A 17,724-nucleotide genomic window follows, 5' to 3' on the forward strand; every position below is an offset into this window, starting at 1 on the left:
TCCTGGACCAATGTTTTGGAACCACAAAAAAACCGAAGCCAGTAAAAATGGCTTCGGTTTTTTAGGGCTTTATTGCGTAATAGAGACGTTTCGCAGCTGATAGATTCCAGCTGCATCGATTTCGAATCCGGTTACGGTATCAGCGACGCCAACCAGGTAATCCTGGTGGAGAAGGTAAGCCATAGGGGCATCTTCTGCCAGCATCGCTTGCGCTTCTGCGTAAATTTCTTCGCGTTCAGCAGCTTCAGTTGAACGGCGTCCCTCATCAAGCAACGCATCGAATTCCGGGTTGTCGTAGAACGAACGGTTCCCAGGATTTCCTTTGGAAGCTGAATGGAACAGCGGGTACAGCGTATAATCTGCGTCTCCCGTAGAGTTGGACCAGCCAAGGATGAACATATCGTGATCCCCTGCAGAAGTCCGTTCAATATAAGAGCCGAATTCCATTACTTCAATGGCAACCTCAATATTCAATTCAGCAAGAGCTTCCTGTACAAGGACTGCAATTGCCTGGCGCTGCGGATTATCGTTTGTCCAGATGCTTGTCGTGAATCCATCTGCCATGCCGGCTTCTTCAAGAAGAGCCCGTGCCTCATCCATATTAAAATCAATTGACTCAACGTCTTCGGTGTAGCCGAAGATGCCAGGTGCAACCGGGCCTTGCGCGACAGTACCGACACCATCATAAATGCCGCTGATGATCGCTTCGCGGTCGATGGCATAGGAAATCGCCTGACGCACTAATGGATCATCAAATGGTGCTTTTTCGGTATTGAATCCGAGATAGGCAATACTCGCGGATTGCTCCTGTGTAATGGAGGCAACCCCTGAGTTTTCGATGCGGGACACTTCGTTTGGCTGAACCGGGTCGATAATGTGGACGTTTCCGGTTTCAAGGTCTGCTGCGCGCACCTGTGAATCAGGCACGACGCGGAATGTCACCGTGTCTACATTTGCTGGAGTATCCCAATAGTCTTCGTTTTTCGACAGGCGAATTTCTGAGCCTGGTTCCCAAGATTCAAATTTAAAGAACCCTGTACCAACCGGGTTTTCGGAAACAACCGAGAATGGATCAGCGCCTCCGGCAACCGCTTCATAATCGGCTTCAATAGATGCTGGTGAAATCATGCCGCCGCCTGCGTGAGAAAGATGGGCAAGCAATGGAGAAAAGGCATATTCCGTGGTAATCTGGACTTCATAATCACCGATCACTTCAACTTCCGAGATCATCTCATACAAGTTAAAGCGTGGAGATGCCAAAGCTTCGTCGCGAATGCGGTCCAAATTCACTTTGACGGCTTCTGCGTTAAAGGGTTCGCCGTCATGGAAAGTTACATCTTCACGAAGCTGGAAAGACCAAGTCAGCTCATCGACCGGCTCCCATGATTCTGCCAAGCCTGGAATGATTTCGCTGTTTTCATCGCGATTTACTAAGGTTTCAAAAATATTTGCCTGAATGACAGAAGATGGTACGTCATTAGCGCCATGTGGATCCAAAGAAGAAGCATCGGATAATACGGCAAGTATCAGGTCGCCGCCTTGGGTCGCCTCGCCGCTGTCCGGAGCCGGTTCATCCTCTGAACCTGCAGAGTCGTCACTGCCGCCGCCTGCGCATCCTGCCAGGAACAATGCAAGAACAAGCAATAATAAAAAAGGCCAAGCTGATTTTCTCGGTAATGCCATGTAGTTTCCCCCTGTATCTTCATATTTTGGAATATCACTCTAGACGCAATATTCTGATAACAATGATAGCATATTGTTTTTGCCAAAACAATCCAATGTCCCGCATTTTAGTAGCCAAAACATCCGAAAGGGTGGAGCAATGCGGGAGATGCCTGTGTTTCTAAACAAACTCCGAGATGTTTGCCTAAAGATTTAGCCCTCTACTTAGGTCATTTGCTTTGTTCACAACCATTGGTGAATCTATTTCCAAATCTTCGGCCGGTGTGAAAATCGAACGGCGTCTCTTCTGCAGAAAGAAAAATACAGTGTTTCCCCCTTGATAAGTCAATAAAATGGTAAGTTCTATATAGCAATTTAATATAACTTGACAATTAGGAAAAAACAAGTAAAAATTAAGTAAAACAATTTACTTAATTAGATTTGAATCATAAGTGGAGGTGGAAGGATTGGCTACAATTAAAGACATCGGAGAAAAATCCGGATTTTCTATTTCTACGGTTTCGCGCGTGCTGAGCAATGACCAAAGCTTGTCGGTGCCTGAAGAAACACGGGAAAAGATATTTGATGCAGCGGAAGAGCTGAACTATCGGAAAAAAACGGTTAAATCACTCGTGAAAAACATCGCTTTTTTGTATTGGCTGACCGAAAGAGAAGAGTTGGAAGACGTTTATTTTAAGACCATGCGCATTGAAATAGAAAAAATGGCCAAGCTTTCCAACGTGGAATTGACCACTTATAAAATAGAGGGCGGCATCAGCCAAATTCCAGATAATATTGAAGGCTTTATCGCAGTGGGAACATTTGCAGATAAAGAAATTGCACATCTGCGAAAGCTGACGCCTCATGGTGTGTTTATCGATTCCACACCGGATCCGGAGCATTTTGATTCGGTAAAACCGGATTTGGCGCAGATCACCAGAAAAACAATCGACTTTCTCATTGAGAAAGGCCACCAGGATATCGGCTTTATCGGCGGCACCTACCACAATCCAAATACAGACGGCGACGAAATGGATATCCGCGAGCAGACTTTCCGTGATTACATGGAGAAAAAAGGGCTGTTGCAGGATCGCTATGTGTATTGCCATCGGGGATTTTCAGTAGACAATGGTTATCAACTGATGACCAGCGCGATAGAAGAGTTGGGCGACCAGTTGCCGACCGCTTTTTTTATCGCGGCGGATCCGATTGCGGTCGGGTGCCTTCAGGCGTTAAATGAACACGGTATCCAAATACCGAAAAGAGTCAGTGTCGTCAGCATCAACAATATCAGCATTGCCAAATACATTTCACCGCCCCTCACTACATTCCATATCGACATGGCGGAGATCTGCAAGAATGCCATTTCCTTATTGCTCGAGCAACTGCTGGAAAAACGGGAATGCACAAAGACCTTGTACTTGGGGGCAAGCTTGATTGTCAGAAAAAGCACGAACTAGAAAACAGCCTGTAAAACAGGTTGTTTTTTATTTTCGTAAAACTTTTTACTTTTTTCAGTAAATTAATTGTTTACAGTTTTTTCTAACAATGCTATATTGAATTTCAGGAAGCGCTTTCATCAGAAACTTGGGAGAGAGTTTCGAAAATGACTTGAGAGGGTGTTTGTTCGTGAAGAAATCTAATAAGTATATTGGTTTAATGAGTGGAGTCGCATTAAGTTTGGCATTGGGTGCATGTGGACCACAGGAGAGCGGGGAAGGCTCTTCAGGCGGGGAAGCTGCTGAAGAACAGGACCGTGAACTGATTGTCTGGGAAGATATCGAGAAAGCTGACGGGATCCGAGATGCCGTGGCACAGTTTGAAGAAGAAAATGATGTAACGATCACAATTGTTGAAAAACCATATGCACAGCAGATTGAAGACTTGCGCCTTGATGGGCCAGGCGGAACCGGACCGGACGTCTTGACCATGGCGGGCGACCAAATCGGCACGGCAGTTATTGAAGGGTTGGTCAAAGAAGTAGCAGTTGAAGAAGACGTTCAATCCATTTATACGGATGCGGCTATGCAGTCACAAATGGTAGACGGAAAAGTCTACGGATTGCCGAAAGCGGTAGAGTCGACAATCCTTTACTACAACAAAGATTTGATCACGGAAGAAGAATTGCCGGCGACGCTTGAAGAGTGGTACGAGTATTCGAAGGAAACGGCAACGGGCGACCAGTTCGGATTCCTGGCGTTGTTTGACCAGATCTATTACGCACAAAGTGTTATGAGCGGCTACGGCGGCTACATCTTCGGACAGGATGCCGATGGCAACTACGACCCGACGGATGTTGGACTGAACAATGAAGGATCGATCGAAGGTGCAAATTACATCCAGAAATTCTACGATGAAGGTTTATTCCCGGCAGGAATTATCGGGGAACAGGGCATTAATGTATTAGAGTCCTTGTTCACTGAAGGAAAAGCAGCTGCAATTATTTCCGGACCTTGGAACGTGGATCCGTTCACGGATGCAGGCGTCAACTTTGGAATGGCGAAATTGCCAGAATTGGACAATGGCGAAAACATGAGTTCATTTATTGGGGTGAAAAGCTACAACGTCAGCGCTTATTCGGAAAATGCAGAACTTGCCGAAGAATTGCTGGTGTTCCTGGCAAATGAAGAAAATTCCCGTACCCGTTTTGAAGAAACACAGGAAGTTCCTGCAGTAGAAGCGTTGGCTAACGACCCAGTCGTAGCTGAAAGCGAAGTTGCCCAAGCAGTAGCGGAGCAATCCATCTTTGCCGAATTGACGCCGAACATCCCGTCGATGAATGAAGTGTGGACGCCGGCTGACTCAGCCTTGCAGACCATCGCGACAGGCAAAGCAGAACCTGAAGACGCATTAAACCAGGCTGTTGAAACAATTGAAGGACAAATTGAAGCCACTCATGGCGGCAACTGATTTGCAATAGCGAGAAATGGTGTCAAACGTTAAAACGGTTGGCGCCATTTGTTGTAAAGGCCGGTAAACAAACGGGTTTGCCGGGCCATACATAAAAAGAGGTGAGGAAAGTGCAAGCTCGTAAAATAGCCTTATTGTTATCAATTCTGCCCGGACTTGGCCAATTTTATAATAAGCAGTGGATTAAAGGACTCCTGTTTCTCGGTTTTGGCATCTCCTTTTTCGTGGTGTTCGGCGACCTTCTGAACATGGGCTTTTGGGGACTTGCCACACTCGGTACGGAAGTCCCGCGCGATAACTCAATTTTTCTTTTAGCTGAAGGTTTGATTGCGATCATCGTGACGATTTTTGGTCTTGCTTTCTACTATGTAAATTTGCGGGATGCCTATAAAAACGGCCAGCGGCGTGATGAAAACAGGCCGATGAGCTCGTTGAAACGCGATTACCAAAACTTGATCGCACAGGGCTACCCGTATTTGATCAGCGGGCCGTCGTTGTTTATCCTGATTTTCGCGGTCATTTTTCCGATTCTTTTCAGTTTTGCACTGGCTTTTACAAATTATGATTTATACCATTCTCCGCCGGCTAATTTAGCCGATTGGGTGGGATTTGATACATTCGCGAAAATTTTCACCGTCGATATTTGGCGCTCGACTTTTTTTAGTGTTCTCGGCTGGACCGTGATCTGGACGCTTGTCGCTTCCACGCTTCAAGTCGCTCTCGGCATTTTTATGGCCGTATTGGTCAATCAAAAAGATCTTCGCTTCAAGAAGTTTTACCGGACGGTACTCGTATTGCCTTGGGCAGTTCCAGGGTTTGTGACGATTTTGATTTTTGCCGGGTTGTTTAATGACAGCTTCGGCGCCATCAACAACGATATTTTGGCGATGGTCGGCATCGATGCCATTCCTTGGCTGACAGACGAAAACTGGACCAAGCTGGCGTTGATCCTCATGCAGGGATGGCTCGGCTTTCCATTTATCTTCCTGGTCACGACGGGCGTTCTTCAATCGATTCCGGATGACCTGTATGAAGCGGCCCGAATTGACGGTGCGTCGATTTTTGCGCAGTTCCGCAACATCACCATGCCGATGATTTTAATTGCCACAGCGCCAGTCATCATTACGCAGTATACGTTCAACTTCAATAATTTCAATATCATTTACCTCTTTAATGGCGGGGGGCCATCCGTTCCCGGATCCACTGCCGGAGGAACCGATATCCTCGTCTCCTGGATTTATAAGCTGACCTTGCAGTCAAGCCAGTATTCGCTGGCAGCCGCATTGACGATTTTGTTGTCTGTCTTCGTCATCGCGATTGCGCTATGGCAGTTCAGACGGACCGACGCATTTAAGGAGGGGGCTTGAAAATGAACCGAGCAAAATTTTTTCGTCTCCTGATTTCCCATGCGATTTTGATCTTTATGGCAATCATCATCATTTATCCGCTGCTGTGGACCATAGGAGCCAGCTTTAATCCCGGCAACAGCTTGATCAGCACGACGATGATTCCTCAAAATCCGACATTGGACCATTACCGGGAATTGTTTGCGGGAAGTGAAAGCCTACAGTATGTTCAATGGTATTTGAATTCCTTGAAAATCAGCTTGTTCACCATGATCGGTGCGGTCATCTGTGTGTCGTTTACCGCCTATGCCTTTTCACGGTTCCGTTTTAAAGGACGACAAAATGCATTGACGCTGTTCTTATTGCTGCAGATGATTCCTCAGTTTTCTGCGTTGATTGCCCTTTTCGTATTAGCGCAGATTCTTGGAATGATGAACAGCCACTGGCTGTTGATCCTGTTGTATATCGGCGGATTGATCCCGCTGAACACGTATTTGATGAAAGGCTATATGGATTCCATTCCGATGGATCTGGATGAAAGCGCCAAAATCGACGGCGCAAGCAACACGAGAATTTTTCTGCAGATCATTATGCCGCTATCAAAGCCGATGATCGCAGTCGTAGCGATGACTGGATTTACGGGGCCGCTTGGGGACTTTATCCTGGCGTCAACAATCCTGCGGTCGCCAGAGTATTACACATTGCCGATCGGCCTCTATAATTTGGTCAATGACGTCATGGGTGCGAGCTTTACAACCTTTGCCGCCGGCGCCATTTTGATCAGCATCCCGATCGCCATCATTTTCCTCCTGCTGCAAAAGAACTTTGTGTCAGGTTTGACGGCAGGCGGAACAAAAGGCTGACAGCAAAAACTGCAGCAACCGGAAGGAGAACATTATGCCTACAAATGAAAAAACCTATACCACCGCGGCTCGTTTCATGCTGCACGGTGGAGACTACAACCCTGACCAATGGTTAGACCATCCGGAGATCTTAGCAGAAGACCTGAAGTTGATGAAGCTTTCGGGCAGCAATACGTTCTCGTTGGGCATCTTTGCCTGGAGCACGCTGGAACCGGAAGAAGGCCAGTTTCATTTTGAATGGCTGGATAGCATTATCGACAACATCGCCAGCATCGGCGGCCGCGTCATTTTAGCGACGCCGAGCGGAGCGCGTCCAGCCTGGATGTCGCAAAAATATCCGGAAGTTTTGCGGGTCAACGAATCACGCGTTCAGCAATTGCACGGAGGGCGTCACAACCATTGCTTCACATCACCGGTCTACCGCGAAAAAACGGCCAAGATGAACCGGATGCTCGCAGAACGCTACGGCAAGCATCCTGCGTTGCTCATGTGGCATATCTCCAATGAATACGGCGGCGAATGCCATTGCGACAAATGCCAGGATGCGTTCAGAAGCTGGTTGAAAGTGAAATACGCCGACGACTTGAAAGCCTTGAACGATTCCTGGTGGGGGCCGTTTTGGAGCCACACGTTCAGCGACTGGTCACAAATCGAATCGCCGTCGCCAATCGGCGAAAACATGGTGCACGGTTTGAACTTGGATTGGAAACGTTTTGTAACAGACCAGACAATTTCGTTCTTTGAAAATGAAGTAACAGCGATCAAAGAGTTGACGCCGGACATTCCGATCACCACCAATTTCATGGCAGACACGCATGATTTAATTCCTTTCCAGAGCTTGGATTACAGCAAGTTCGCCAAGCATTTGGACGTCATCAGCTGGGACGCGTACCCGGCGTGGCACAATGATTGGGAAACGACCGCCAACTTGGCGATGAAAGTCGGCTTTATCAACGATCTGTACCGCAGCTTGAAGCAGCAGCCGTTTTTGCTGATGGAATCCACGCCAAGCGCTGTCAACTGGCATAAAGTCAATAAGGCCAAGCGGCCAGGCATGCATCTGTTGTCTTCCATGCAGATGGTGGCGCATGGCTCAGACAGCATCCTGTATTTCCAATGGCGCAAATCACGCGGCTCTTCAGAAAAATTCCACGGAGCGGTCGTCGACCATGACAACAGCGCGGAAAACCGCGTCTTTAAAGAAGTATCCAAAGTCGGCGAGACGTTAGGCAAGCTGTCCCAAGTGGTCGGAACCAATCGCCCGGCAGACGTCGCCATCCTGTACGACTGGGAAAACAACTGGGCGCTGGACCATGCCCAAGGCTACGGAAGCGAGACGAAGTCCTACCCGCAAACGTTGCAGGAGCATTACCGGACATTCTGGGAACAGGACATTCCGGTTGATGTTATTACGAAAGAACAGGATTTCTCGGGCTATAAGTTGCTTGTCGTGCCGATGCTGTACTTGGCGAGCGAACGAACAATCGCCCGATTGAAGCGTTTTGTGGCAGACGGCGGCACCGTGGTGATGACTTATATCAGCGGCATCGTCAATGAGTATGACCTAACGTATTTAGGCGGGTGGCATCAAGACCTGCGAGATGTATTCGGCATCAATCCGGTTGAAACGGATACGCTGTATCCAAGCGATCGGAATGCGGTCCATTACGGGGGACGTTCCTACGAACTGACGGATTACGCGACGGTGTTAGAAAACCATTCAGCGGATGTCGTCGGAACGTATGAACAGGATTTTTATGCGGAAACTCCAGCGGTGACAAGCAACCGCTATGAAAAAGGGGAGGCTTATTATATTGGCGGCCGTTTGGAAGAGCAGTTCCACCGCGATTTCTACCAAGGGTTGATCCGCGAGTTGTCGCTCCAACCGGTATTCCCGATTGCACACGGTCCCGGCGTTTCGGTCCAGGTACGCCAGGATGCAGCCCAAGACTACGCATTCGTCATGAATTTCACCGAGCAGGAGCAAACCGTGTCGATTGATGCGAAAGCTAAAGACTTGGTGACCGGCGAGGACTTGTCTGGCGAGCTGGCATTGGCGAAGTATGAAGTGCGGATTTTGGCGGTAAATGGCTAAGGAGAAAACTTTTATTGCTGAAAAATGAGGTCGGCTAGTAAAAAGGCCTTTTGGAACGTATTTAGACTGCTGTGGAACGTAATCGAGCCACTTTGGAACGTATTTCGCACGCAACAGAACGTATTTGGGGTTTTATAGAACGTATGTCCAATTATTCGGGAATTAGTCTTGCGATAACAACTGAAATACAGAATATAGTTTTACAAAACCCCTTATATAAATGTCTATGGCACCCGCTCTTAATAGAAATTCTGTTGAGCGGGTGCTTTTTAACAAATTCCAACTGGTTCTGGTTGTAAAAGGGTTCTCAAAATCCTTTTTGACAATAAATCAAAGGATGTGGAAAGAAGATGACAAAGAGTAGAAAATGGAAAGCTTCACTTGCGGCTGCATCTGCAGCTGTGATGGTGATGGGTTCTCTAGGTTTGAGCAATACACTAGCAATGGCCGCAGAACCCGAACCGGTACAAACTGATATTTTCGTTGAGCGCGTGCCTGGAATTGATGACGATTTTATTAAAGGCGTCGATGTGTCCAGCATACTTGCACTGGAAGACAGCGGAGTAAAGTTCTACAACGAAGCCGGGAAGAAGCAGGACATCTTCAAGACATTAGAGCAATCCGGCGTCAATTATGTCCGAGTGCGCGTTTGGAACGACCCGTATGATTCGGAAGGAAACGGTTATGGCGGAGGCAACAACGATGTGGAAAAGGCGATTGAAATCGGCAAACGAGCGACTGCTAATGGCATGCAGGTGCTGGTGGATTTCCATTACTCCGATTTCTGGGCAGACCCTGCCAAGCAGCAGGCGCCAAAAGCTTGGGCAGACTTAAGCTTTGAAGACAAGAAAACCGCGCTTCACGATTTTACCGAAGACAGCCTGCAAGCGATGATTGATGAAGGTGTTGACATCGGCATGGTGCAGATCGGAAACGAAACAAACGGCGCCATGGCAGGTGAAAGAGACTGGAACAACATGAGCGAGCTGTTTAACGAGGGAAGCCAGGCGGTCAGAGAGCTTGATCCGGAAATTTTGGTCGCGCTGCACTTCACCAACCCGGAAACTGCGGGAAGATATGCATCGATCGCGCAAACACTTGAAGACAATAAGGTGGACTACGATGTCTTCGCCAGCTCGTATTATCCATTCTGGCACGGCACATTAACGAATTTGTCTTCGGTCCTCAAGAGTGTAGCGGATACGTATGGCAAAAAAGTCATGGTTGCGGAAACTTCATATGCCTACACGGCAGAAGACGGCGATGGCCACGAAAATACCGCACCGAGAAGCACCGGCCAAACCTTAGACTATCCAATTACGGTTCAAGGGCAAGCACATGCGGTCAGAGATGTGGCGGCGGCTGTTGCAGAAATAGGCGACGCGGGACTCGGTGTGTTTTACTGGGAACCGGCTTGGATTCCCGTAGCGCCTGACAAAAAGCTGAAGAAGAGCAAAATGCTTTGGGAAAAATACGGTTCAGGCTGGGCGACAAGCTTTGCTGCGGAATACGATCCTGAAGACGCCGGCGAATGGTACGGCGGCAGTGCAGTCGACAATCAGGCCCTGTTCGATTTTAACGGCCGTCCGTTGCCATCTTTGAATGTTTTCAAATACTTGGAGACAGGGGCAGCAGCTCCATTGCAAATTGACGAGGTAAAAGATCTCACCATCTCAGCTGTTGCGGGAGAGGCAATTGCGTTGCCCCAAATGGTGACTGTCACTTACAACGACAGAAGCGAAGGCTCAGCGCAAGTCGCTTGGGATGAAGAAGCATTGCAGCAGGCAGTCAACAGCGGCGCCGGCAGTTATGTGATCAATGGAGAACTGGAAGACGGCCGGACGGTCAAAGCGAACCTGGAAATCTCTCCAGAAAACTTCGTGAAGAACCCAGGATTTGAAAGCAGCGACCAGAGCGTATGGGAGATCACCCACCGAAACGGTTCGGCTGCTCACACGAGCTATCAGAACAAAGCATCGGATGCCAAATCTGGAAACTATTCGCTGCATTTCTACTCAGCAGACCGAGTCGATTTCCAGGTTGAGCAAACCATTACGGGTTTGGAGCCTGGCTACTATAAGCTTTCTGCCTTTTTGCAGGGCGGAGACGCCGAGAATTCCGAGATGTACATTTACGCTGAAACGGCAGGCGAGCGTTACACGATGGATATCTCTGTAAACGGGTGGGCTAACTGGAGCCAGCCGGAACTGGATGGAATCCTTGTGGAAGACGGAACGGTGACGATTGGCGGAAGCGTGAAAGCGGATGGCGGCGCCTGGGGAAGTCTGGATGACTTTTCTTTGTTCCGGGTACAAGATGCCGAATCGGCTAATCAATAATTGAACGTCCAATCTGGAAATACAGCATTGATTCGCGGGGGAAAACTGCTTCAAATTTTGTTGGGAAATGAGTTTGGACAGTAAAAGGTGGTATTTGGACAGTATTCGCGCAGTTTTGGACAGTATTTGGCGCAGTACGGACAGTATTTAGCCCATTTTGGACGGTATATCCAAAAAGATGGAAAAAACCAAGCAGATTCTCGAATAATCGGCATGGAACACCAGATTTTCAAGAAACATTTCATATAAAAATTGAAAAAACCGCCGATTGGCGGTTTTTTTGTTATTTAGCGCGAACGTCTTCAAAAGCATCCAGCTTTTGGACATCTTCTGGAGAAATGGTGAACTCCAGTTGGCTATTTTCGATGATGCGTTCTTTATTCGTTGATTTCGGGAGTGGCAATGTGCCGTGCTCCAGACAATAACGGATGCACAATTGAGCAGGCGTTACGCCATATTTAGCAGCCATTTCTTTGATGTCAGGGCTGTTCAAGATCTGTCCGGTTGCCAGCGGCGAATAAGCTTCGACAACAATGTTATGCTTTTTGCAGAACTCAAGCAAGCCCGCTTGGTCGCGGCCGATATAGAACGGAATTTGGTTGGCCATCGGCACGATGTCACAGGCATCCAAAAGTGCCTGGATATCCTTTTCTGAGAAGTTGGACACGCCGATTGCGCGGATTTTGCCGTCTTTGTATAGCTTCTCCATCGCTTTCCACGATTCGATATTGCCTTCGGTGCAATCCTTGCCGATTTCATCCCAAGGCCACGGCGCATGAATCAAATAAAGATCCAAATAATCAACACCAAGATTTGAAATGGTTTCTTCAAAAGCTGCAAGTGTCACGTCATAGCCTTTGATTTGAGCCGGAAGCTTGCTGGTGATAAAGACCTTTTCCCGGGAAATATTGAAGTCATGAATCGCTTTGCCGACGTTTTCTTCGTTCTGATAGGCCAGCGCTGTATCGATATGCGTATAGTCATTTTCCAAAGCAGTCGTCACTGCTGCGTAAGCTTCTTCGTTCGGAATCTGCCAAGTGCCGAATCCGATATCGGGAATTTCAACCCCGTTGTGGAAAGTGAAAACCTTGTCGTTTGCCATAGAAAAAATTCCTCCCCTTTGCTTATGGTTCTTCCTTATTGTACGACTTTTCTGGCAACGGGGTCCAGAGTTTAGGATGCTCTAAACCACGAAAGCTTCGGAATAAGAAACTTCCTGCAATCCCACGCGTAAATATAGAAACAGGGAAATAAAAGGAGGCGGCTGAACGTGTGGCCAACTATTGCAACCCTACTGCTCCTCATCTTTATAGGATTTGCAGTCAATAAATTATTCAAGAAAGTGAAACAAACTCCTGACACAGATCCCAAAAGCCTGGTAACTTCGATCTGCTTTCTGCTGATCGGTGTGATCAACCTAGCAGGCTATTGGCTTGGATTCCTTGGAGTAGTCTCCATGGCGCTGACCGTGGCACTGTTGATCACCGGTGCTTATTTTACCCGCTACCTGAAAAGAGACAATGCAAGATATTCAAAATAAAGAAGGAGTGTAAAGATGCCAAGCTGTGAAAACTGCGGACGAAAATGGACGTGGAAAAGGATTGTTTTAAAAACCTTAAAGCTTACGAATAAAGCAAACTGCCCATACTGTGGGCAAACACAATACATTGTAGCGAAGTCGAGAAAGGTAACACGAATATACAGTTTCCTTCCAGCTTTTATCATTATTGTGTCGGCAATGATTTTTGATTTAGATGGATGGGACATTTTATTGCTTACGCCGATGTTAATTCTAATGGCCCTGTTCGTGTATCCGTTCTTTATGAAACTGTCCAAAGACAATGAAGCTGGGCTGTTAAGGCGGGAAGCTGCACCCAAAAAATAAACGATCCAGCAATCATAAGAGCTTTGCCGCAAGTGCCCCCAACTTGCGGCAGAGCTCTTTTTAGCGATTAGCTGGAACATCATTTTCAGAATTTTTTGTTGAAACGATTGACAACTTCGAAGCAAATTTGTTACTGTGTATGTGAGTATATACAGTGTAACAGTAGAAGAGGAGTGATCACCTATGCACACATGGAAACAAGCGGCTTGGCTGGCGGGTTTTGAACTAAAGGCAAGAATGAAGCGTTCGTTGCTCATGTTGGCTTTTTACACAATCGTCGGTTTTATTTTTCTAACATCATTTGATAATTACCTGGCAGACAACTTTTATGCGTTTGATTTATTGTTTTTGCTGCTGTTCATTATGTTTCCGGCCTGGATGAAACCGAAAATATTCCAGATGCAGAAAATGGACGGGGATTTATGGGCTGTTCCTGCAGTCATTATGCTCCAGCAGCTGCCGGTTCCAAAAGCGGTGATTGTCAAAAGCCGCTTCATCATCCACAGTGTGTATTCTTTTCCGTACCAGTTAATGTTACTCGTCATGCTGTTGGTTGTGTCTCCCGGTTTTCGGGAAATGATCACGCCGTTGAGCTACACGGCTTTTGTCACCATTTGGCTGGCGGTTTCAGTCGCACTGGGCTTTGCCATGGCGGCAAGTGAAGCAGGCGGAACATTCGAAACGAAACTACTGGCCAAATCGATGATTTATCTTGTGCTCGGCATTGCCGTTTTTTACGCCGCTTTTCAGTGGCTGGCAGAAGAAGGCCTGATTTACTGGACAATCGGACTGGCTCAAAACTGGCCGCTGCTGTCCATCGGTGTTTCCCTGTTGGTCATCTATGCGGGATGGAATTACTGGCAAAGGGTCATGAAAAAAGATATTGAAAAAGCGGATTTCTTATGAAAGGGGGGCCTGGTCTTGCTGCCGATACGCTTATCCAAAGAATCGCGTGAACCCATTTACCATCAGATTGAAAAACAATTGAAGGCATTGATTGCAGGCGGCCATCTCACTGCCGGAACGCCGCTGCCTTCCATCCGGGCCCTGTCAAAAGACCTTGAAATCAGCGTCATCACGATACGTCGCGCCTATCAGGACCTCGAAGCACAGGGCTTTATCGAAACCGCCCACGGCAAAGGCACGTATGTAGCGGAAATAAAAAACGCATTAAAGCAGGAAGTGAAAACGGCTTCGGTTTCTGAAAGCTTTGAACGGGCCATCGAGACTGCCCGCAGCTACGACTACAGCGATGAAGAAATGACAGCGATCTTCCATGCAATTCTGGAAAAGCGCAAGAAAGGAGAATAAGCGATGCCTTCATGGATAGAAATAAACGCTCTGCAAAAAAACATGGACGATTTTCAGCTGGGGCCGATCAGTTTGACAATCGAGCCCGGGACAATCACCGGACTGGTCGGCAACAATGGCTCAGGAAAAAGCACCTTGCTGAAACTGGTCATGAATTTGGCGAATGCCGATGCGGGAACGATCGAAGTTTTTGGCGAAACCGTAGCGGGCAAGGACGAAAGCTGGAAACAGAAGCTTGCCTTTCAACCTCAAAAGATCATCGGGTGGGATGCTTATACCGGCACGACGCTGAAAGAAATGATTTCTTCTTTATATGGAGAGTGGGATGAAGCCCTGTTCGAGCAGATGGTTAGGCTGTTTGATATTCCGCTGGACAAACGGTTCGGCAAAATGTCACAAGGCATGCAGCAAAAGCTGAGCTTGGCACTGGCGCTGCCGCGAAATACAGAAGTCTTAATTCTTGACGAGCCGACGGCATTTCTCGACATTCCGTCCAAACGGCATTTCATGGATTTGCTGATCGACTGGATGGACGCTAAAGAACGGGCCGTCATCATCACCAGCCACCAGACAGATGATTTGCGGAAACTGGCGGACTACCTCTTCGTCATGAGAGATGGCAAGGCGATTGGCCATTTCGAAAAAGAAGCGCTGCTGGAAAGCTACCGGCGCTACTGGCTCGATGGAGTACCTGGTGATTCGGTCCCCGGAGAAGTGTCGCGAGACCGCCAGCAGCTTGTATCTGAAGATCCCGCTGCTGCAGAACATTATTTTGCGGTCCAAAACATCACGGTAATCGATCACGCCGCACTGGATTTAGAAGAAATTATCGATCTGTTACTCAAGTAACCCAATCTTGAACAAGAAAGGATGAAAGCAAGTGGAGACGATGCTGACTGTAGATAATTTAGGGAAGTCTTTCAAAGACAAAAAAATCGTATCGAATATTTCATTTGAAGTGAAAAAAGGCGAGATCATGGCGCTGCTCGGACCAAACGGAGCCGGGAAATCCACCACCATCCGCAACATCATGGGCATCATGTATCCGGATGAAGGGACCATCACATTCCGGGACAAAGGAAAGAAGGATATTCCGCGCAATAAAATCGGCTATTTGCCGGAAGAACGCGGCTTGTATAAAAACGTCAAAGTCATGGACATCCTGTTGTATTTGGCGGAACTGAAAGACTACCCGCTGGACCGCGCGAAAGAACGTGCGCTTGAGCTGTTAAAAAAATTCGACTTGGAAGGAAAAGATAAGGTGTCGGTGGAAGAATTGTCAAAAGGCATGGGGCAGAAAGTCCAGTTTATCGCCGCTATTCTTCACGAACCGGAACTCTTGATCCTTGATGAACCTTTTTCCGGCCTAGATCCCGTCAGCCAGGAATTGTTCAAAAACGAAATCCGCGGCTTGGCGCAAAACGGCACGGCGATTTTGCTGTCGTCTCACCAAATGAACCTGGTCGAAGAAATGGCCGATCGGCTGTTCCTGATCCACCGCGGCACAAAAGTGATTTACGGACCGCTGGATGACGTGAAAAAGCAATACGCCAATTTCAAATGCACCATCCACGGCGTGAATGAACGGAGTTTATTGGAAAGCCTGCCTGAAGTCGAGCGTGTCGAGCAAAACGAAGAAACGGCGGTGCTGTACTTGTCCAAAGACGTACAGCCGGCCAATTGGCTGAAGAATCTGCCTGCGCAGCTGGATGTCCAGGAATTATCCATCGACCGGATTTCCCTCCATGAAATATTCATCGACATCGCAACAGATAAAAATCTCTTGAAGAGAGAGGAGAATTTGGATGCGTAATACGAAGAAAGTCGCCAAATGGGAAATCAAACGGAATATGAAAAACAAAACATTCCTTATCGGTTTGTTTATATCGCCTATTCTGTTTCTGGCATTTTACCTCATTCCCGACCTGTTCAATAACTCTGATGAGGACGCAGTGTCGACAACGGTATTTGTCAACGACCAGCTGGGCGTCTATGAAAATCTGGAAGCGACAGTCCAGCAAGCTGGAGCCGAATGGGAACTGCAGCCAACCGATATTTCGGAAGAGGAAGCTGCAGGGGCACTCGAATCCGAAGAGAACAGTGCGTATGTCTTTATCGATGAGCGGGCATTTGACGGAGGCGTCTTGCCGGTTTACCAAAGCGAGGAAATCAGTCCCGATTTTATAAATGAAGTGCAGTTGCTGGGGGCTCCTTTGCAGGCGATGCAAATTGAAGAGCTCGGATTGACGCCTGAGGAAGCAAGCGTTATTACCCAAGGTGTTGTGTTTGAAGAAGCTTCGCCCGATGCATCTGCAGAAACTGAAGCAGGGATGGATGACGCCTTCCTGGAGCGCATCGTACCGGGCATATTTGCGGCAGCCGTCTTGCTGTCGATCGTCTTTACAGGCATGGCGATTTTCCAAAGTGCATCTCAAGAGAAAAAAGACAAAATCGCAGAAATTATCTTGTCTTCTCTGACTCCAGGTGAGCTGATGCAAGGCAAGATTATCGGGTATTTTGTGCTCGGCATCATTCAAGTGCTCGTCTTTATTGTGCTGGTGCTGCCGGTTCTGGTCTGGAAAATCGATGTGCCGATACTTGAGTATTTATTCGTGCCGGAATTGGCATTGATGTTGGTAATCGCAGTATTGGGCTACTTATTGTTTGCCGCTCTTTTCGTCGGCATCGGGGCCACAATGGCAGACATTTCGACTGCTGGAAACTTCCAAGGGATGATCATGATGCTGCCGTTTGCAGCGTTGATCTTTGTCGGACCGGTGTTTAATGACCCAAGCGGCATCTGGGCACAAGTCGGTTCGTATATTCCGTTCACTTCGCCAGCGATCCTGATTCTCCGTTTGTCGCTCCTTGAAGAGTGGCCGTGGATTGAAATCATCATCGGGTTGGCAATCCTCATTGTTAGTGTCTGGGTCTTCATGAAGCTGGCCGGGAAAATATTTAAGATTGGTATTTTGATGTATGGCAAAAATGCGACACCAGGCGAAATTTGGAAATGGATCCGCGCCTAGAAATATAAATACTTCCATTTGAAAAAGGGGTCTGTCCCATAAGTCCCTAGAATAAAACCACTGGAGAAAAATGATTGATTTTTCTCCAGTGGTTTTGCTTTGTATACGGTTTTCTCTGAAAGTAGTTTGCGGGTCTAAGCCTTTTTTGGATTTTATTTGAAAAGAAGAATTATTTTATTCCATTTATAGAGTTTATTGTCCAAGTTGAGTGAAATACACTCCAAATGCGAAAAATACAGTCCAAACTCATGAAATACAGTCCAAACTCGGCATAATACTGTCCG

Annotated in this window: 15 protein-coding genes; 13 read left to right on the forward strand and 2 right to left on the reverse strand. The window is 47.5% G+C overall.

Annotation, left to right across the window (positions count from 1 at the left end):
* Positions 1 to 69: 69 nt before the first annotated feature.
* The gene (locus QOZ98_RS10905; RefSeq protein ID WP_308787476.1) at positions 70 to 1,683 is read right to left on the reverse strand and encodes a glutathione ABC transporter substrate-binding protein; all 1,614 of its coding nucleotides are present in this window, start codon (positions 1,681 to 1,683) and stop codon (positions 70 to 72) included.
* Between the two features lie 446 nt (positions 1,684 to 2,129).
* Between QOZ98_RS10905 and QOZ98_RS10910 the strand changes: the two genes are divergently transcribed.
* The 6 genes from QOZ98_RS10910 (at position 2,130) to QOZ98_RS10935 (ending at position 11,215) form a co-directional block, all read left to right on the forward strand.
* The gene (locus QOZ98_RS10910) at positions 2,130 to 3,122 is read left to right on the forward strand and encodes a LacI family DNA-binding transcriptional regulator (RefSeq protein ID WP_308787477.1); all 993 of its coding nucleotides are present in this window, start codon (positions 2,130 to 2,132) and stop codon (positions 3,120 to 3,122) included.
* 199 nt (positions 3,123 to 3,321) lie between these two features.
* Positions 3,322 to 4,572 carry an extracellular solute-binding protein gene (locus tag QOZ98_RS10915; protein ID WP_308787623.1) on the forward strand — a complete coding sequence of 417 codons (1,251 nt, stop codon included), beginning with the start codon at positions 3,322 to 3,324 and terminating at the stop codon, positions 4,570 to 4,572.
* Positions 4,573 to 4,682: 110 nt separating this feature from the next.
* Positions 4,683 to 5,939, forward strand: coding sequence for a sugar ABC transporter permease (locus tag QOZ98_RS10920; protein ID WP_308787478.1), 1,257 nt, complete (start codon positions 4,683 to 4,685; stop codon positions 5,937 to 5,939).
* A 2-nt stretch (positions 5,940 to 5,941) separates the two neighbouring features.
* Positions 5,942 to 6,781 (forward strand): sugar ABC transporter permease, encoded by an 840-nt coding sequence (locus tag QOZ98_RS10925; protein WP_142828570.1) that lies wholly within the window; start codon positions 5,942 to 5,944, stop codon positions 6,779 to 6,781.
* 31 nt (positions 6,782 to 6,812) lie between these two features.
* Complete coding sequence (locus QOZ98_RS10930) at positions 6,813 to 8,876, forward strand: beta-galactosidase (RefSeq protein ID WP_308787624.1); 2,064 nt, start codon at positions 6,813 to 6,815, stop codon at positions 8,874 to 8,876.
* A 350-nt stretch (positions 8,877 to 9,226) separates the two neighbouring features.
* Complete coding sequence (locus QOZ98_RS10935) at positions 9,227 to 11,215, forward strand: glycosyl hydrolase 53 family protein (protein WP_308787479.1); 1,989 nt, start codon at positions 9,227 to 9,229, stop codon at positions 11,213 to 11,215.
* Positions 11,216 to 11,498: 283 nt separating this feature from the next.
* On the opposite strand, the gene QOZ98_RS10940 is transcribed toward QOZ98_RS10935, so the two are convergent.
* On the reverse strand, positions 11,499 to 12,317 hold the full coding sequence (locus QOZ98_RS10940; protein ID WP_308787480.1) for an aldo/keto reductase: 819 nt from the start codon (positions 12,315 to 12,317) through the stop codon (positions 11,499 to 11,501).
* A gap of 168 nt (positions 12,318 to 12,485) precedes the next feature.
* Here QOZ98_RS10940 and QOZ98_RS10945 point away from each other — a divergent pair, with 168 nt between their 5' ends.
* From QOZ98_RS10945 to QOZ98_RS10975, 7 genes are all read left to right on the forward strand, one after another.
* Positions 12,486 to 12,755, forward strand: a complete 270-nt coding sequence (locus tag QOZ98_RS10945; RefSeq protein ID WP_308787481.1) for a hypothetical protein — start codon at positions 12,486 to 12,488, stop codon at positions 12,753 to 12,755.
* A gap of 15 nt (positions 12,756 to 12,770) precedes the next feature.
* Positions 12,771 to 13,100: a TIGR04104 family putative zinc finger protein gene (locus tag QOZ98_RS10950; protein ID WP_308787482.1), complete on the forward strand. Its 330-nt coding sequence runs from the start codon at positions 12,771 to 12,773 to the stop codon at positions 13,098 to 13,100.
* Positions 13,101 to 13,283: 183 nt separating this feature from the next.
* Complete coding sequence (locus QOZ98_RS10955; RefSeq protein WP_308787483.1) at positions 13,284 to 14,006, forward strand: hypothetical protein; 723 nt, start codon at positions 13,284 to 13,286, stop codon at positions 14,004 to 14,006.
* Between the two features lie 15 nt (positions 14,007 to 14,021).
* A complete protein-coding gene (locus tag QOZ98_RS10960) occupies positions 14,022 to 14,411 on the forward strand; it encodes a GntR family transcriptional regulator (protein WP_308787484.1) in 390 nt (129 codons plus the stop codon).
* 3 nt (positions 14,412 to 14,414) lie between these two features.
* Positions 14,415 to 15,260 carry an ABC transporter ATP-binding protein gene (locus QOZ98_RS10965; RefSeq protein WP_308787485.1) on the forward strand — a complete coding sequence of 282 codons (846 nt, stop codon included), beginning with the start codon at positions 14,415 to 14,417 and terminating at the stop codon, positions 15,258 to 15,260.
* Between the two features lie 31 nt (positions 15,261 to 15,291).
* Positions 15,292 to 16,224, forward strand: coding sequence for an ABC transporter ATP-binding protein (locus QOZ98_RS10970; protein WP_308787486.1), 933 nt, complete (start codon positions 15,292 to 15,294; stop codon positions 16,222 to 16,224).
* Positions 16,217 to 17,440 carry an ABC transporter permease gene (locus QOZ98_RS10975; RefSeq protein WP_308787487.1) on the forward strand — a complete coding sequence of 408 codons (1,224 nt, stop codon included), beginning with the start codon at positions 16,217 to 16,219 and terminating at the stop codon, positions 17,438 to 17,440. Before QOZ98_RS10970 ends, QOZ98_RS10975 begins: the two co-directional genes overlap by 8 nt.
* Positions 17,441 to 17,724: the final 284 nt, after the last annotated feature.

Origin of the sequence: Planomicrobium stackebrandtii (assembly GCF_030814955.1) — a bacterium.
GTDB classification, from domain to species: Bacteria; Bacillota; Bacilli; order Bacillales_A; family Planococcaceae; genus Planococcus; species Planococcus stackebrandtii.

What these genes read in the sequence shown, in the direction of transcription:
- QOZ98_RS10905 (WP_308787476.1), bottom strand. Translation starts at nt 1,683, where the DNA reads ATGGCATTACCGAGAAAATCAGCTTGGCCTTTTTTATTATTGCTTGTT.
- QOZ98_RS10915 (WP_308787623.1), top strand. Translation starts at nt 3,322, where the DNA reads ATGAGTGGAGTCGCATTAAGTTTGGCATTGGGTGCATGTGGACCACAG.
- QOZ98_RS10925 (WP_142828570.1), top strand. Translation starts at nt 5,942, where the DNA reads ATGAACCGAGCAAAATTTTTTCGTCTCCTGATTTCCCATGCGATTTTG.
- QOZ98_RS10935 (WP_308787479.1), top strand. Translation starts at nt 9,227, where the DNA reads ATGACAAAGAGTAGAAAATGGAAAGCTTCACTTGCGGCTGCATCTGCA.
- QOZ98_RS10940 (WP_308787480.1), bottom strand. Translation starts at nt 12,317, where the DNA reads ATGGCAAACGACAAGGTTTTCACTTTCCACAACGGGGTTGAAATTCCC.
- QOZ98_RS10950 (WP_308787482.1), top strand. Translation starts at nt 12,771, where the DNA reads ATGCCAAGCTGTGAAAACTGCGGACGAAAATGGACGTGGAAAAGGATT.
- QOZ98_RS10955 (WP_308787483.1), top strand. Translation starts at nt 13,284, where the DNA reads ATGCACACATGGAAACAAGCGGCTTGGCTGGCGGGTTTTGAACTAAAG.
- QOZ98_RS10965 (WP_308787485.1), top strand. Translation starts at nt 14,415, where the DNA reads ATGCCTTCATGGATAGAAATAAACGCTCTGCAAAAAAACATGGACGAT.
- QOZ98_RS10975 (WP_308787487.1), top strand. Translation starts at nt 16,217, where the DNA reads ATGCGTAATACGAAGAAAGTCGCCAAATGGGAAATCAAACGGAATATG.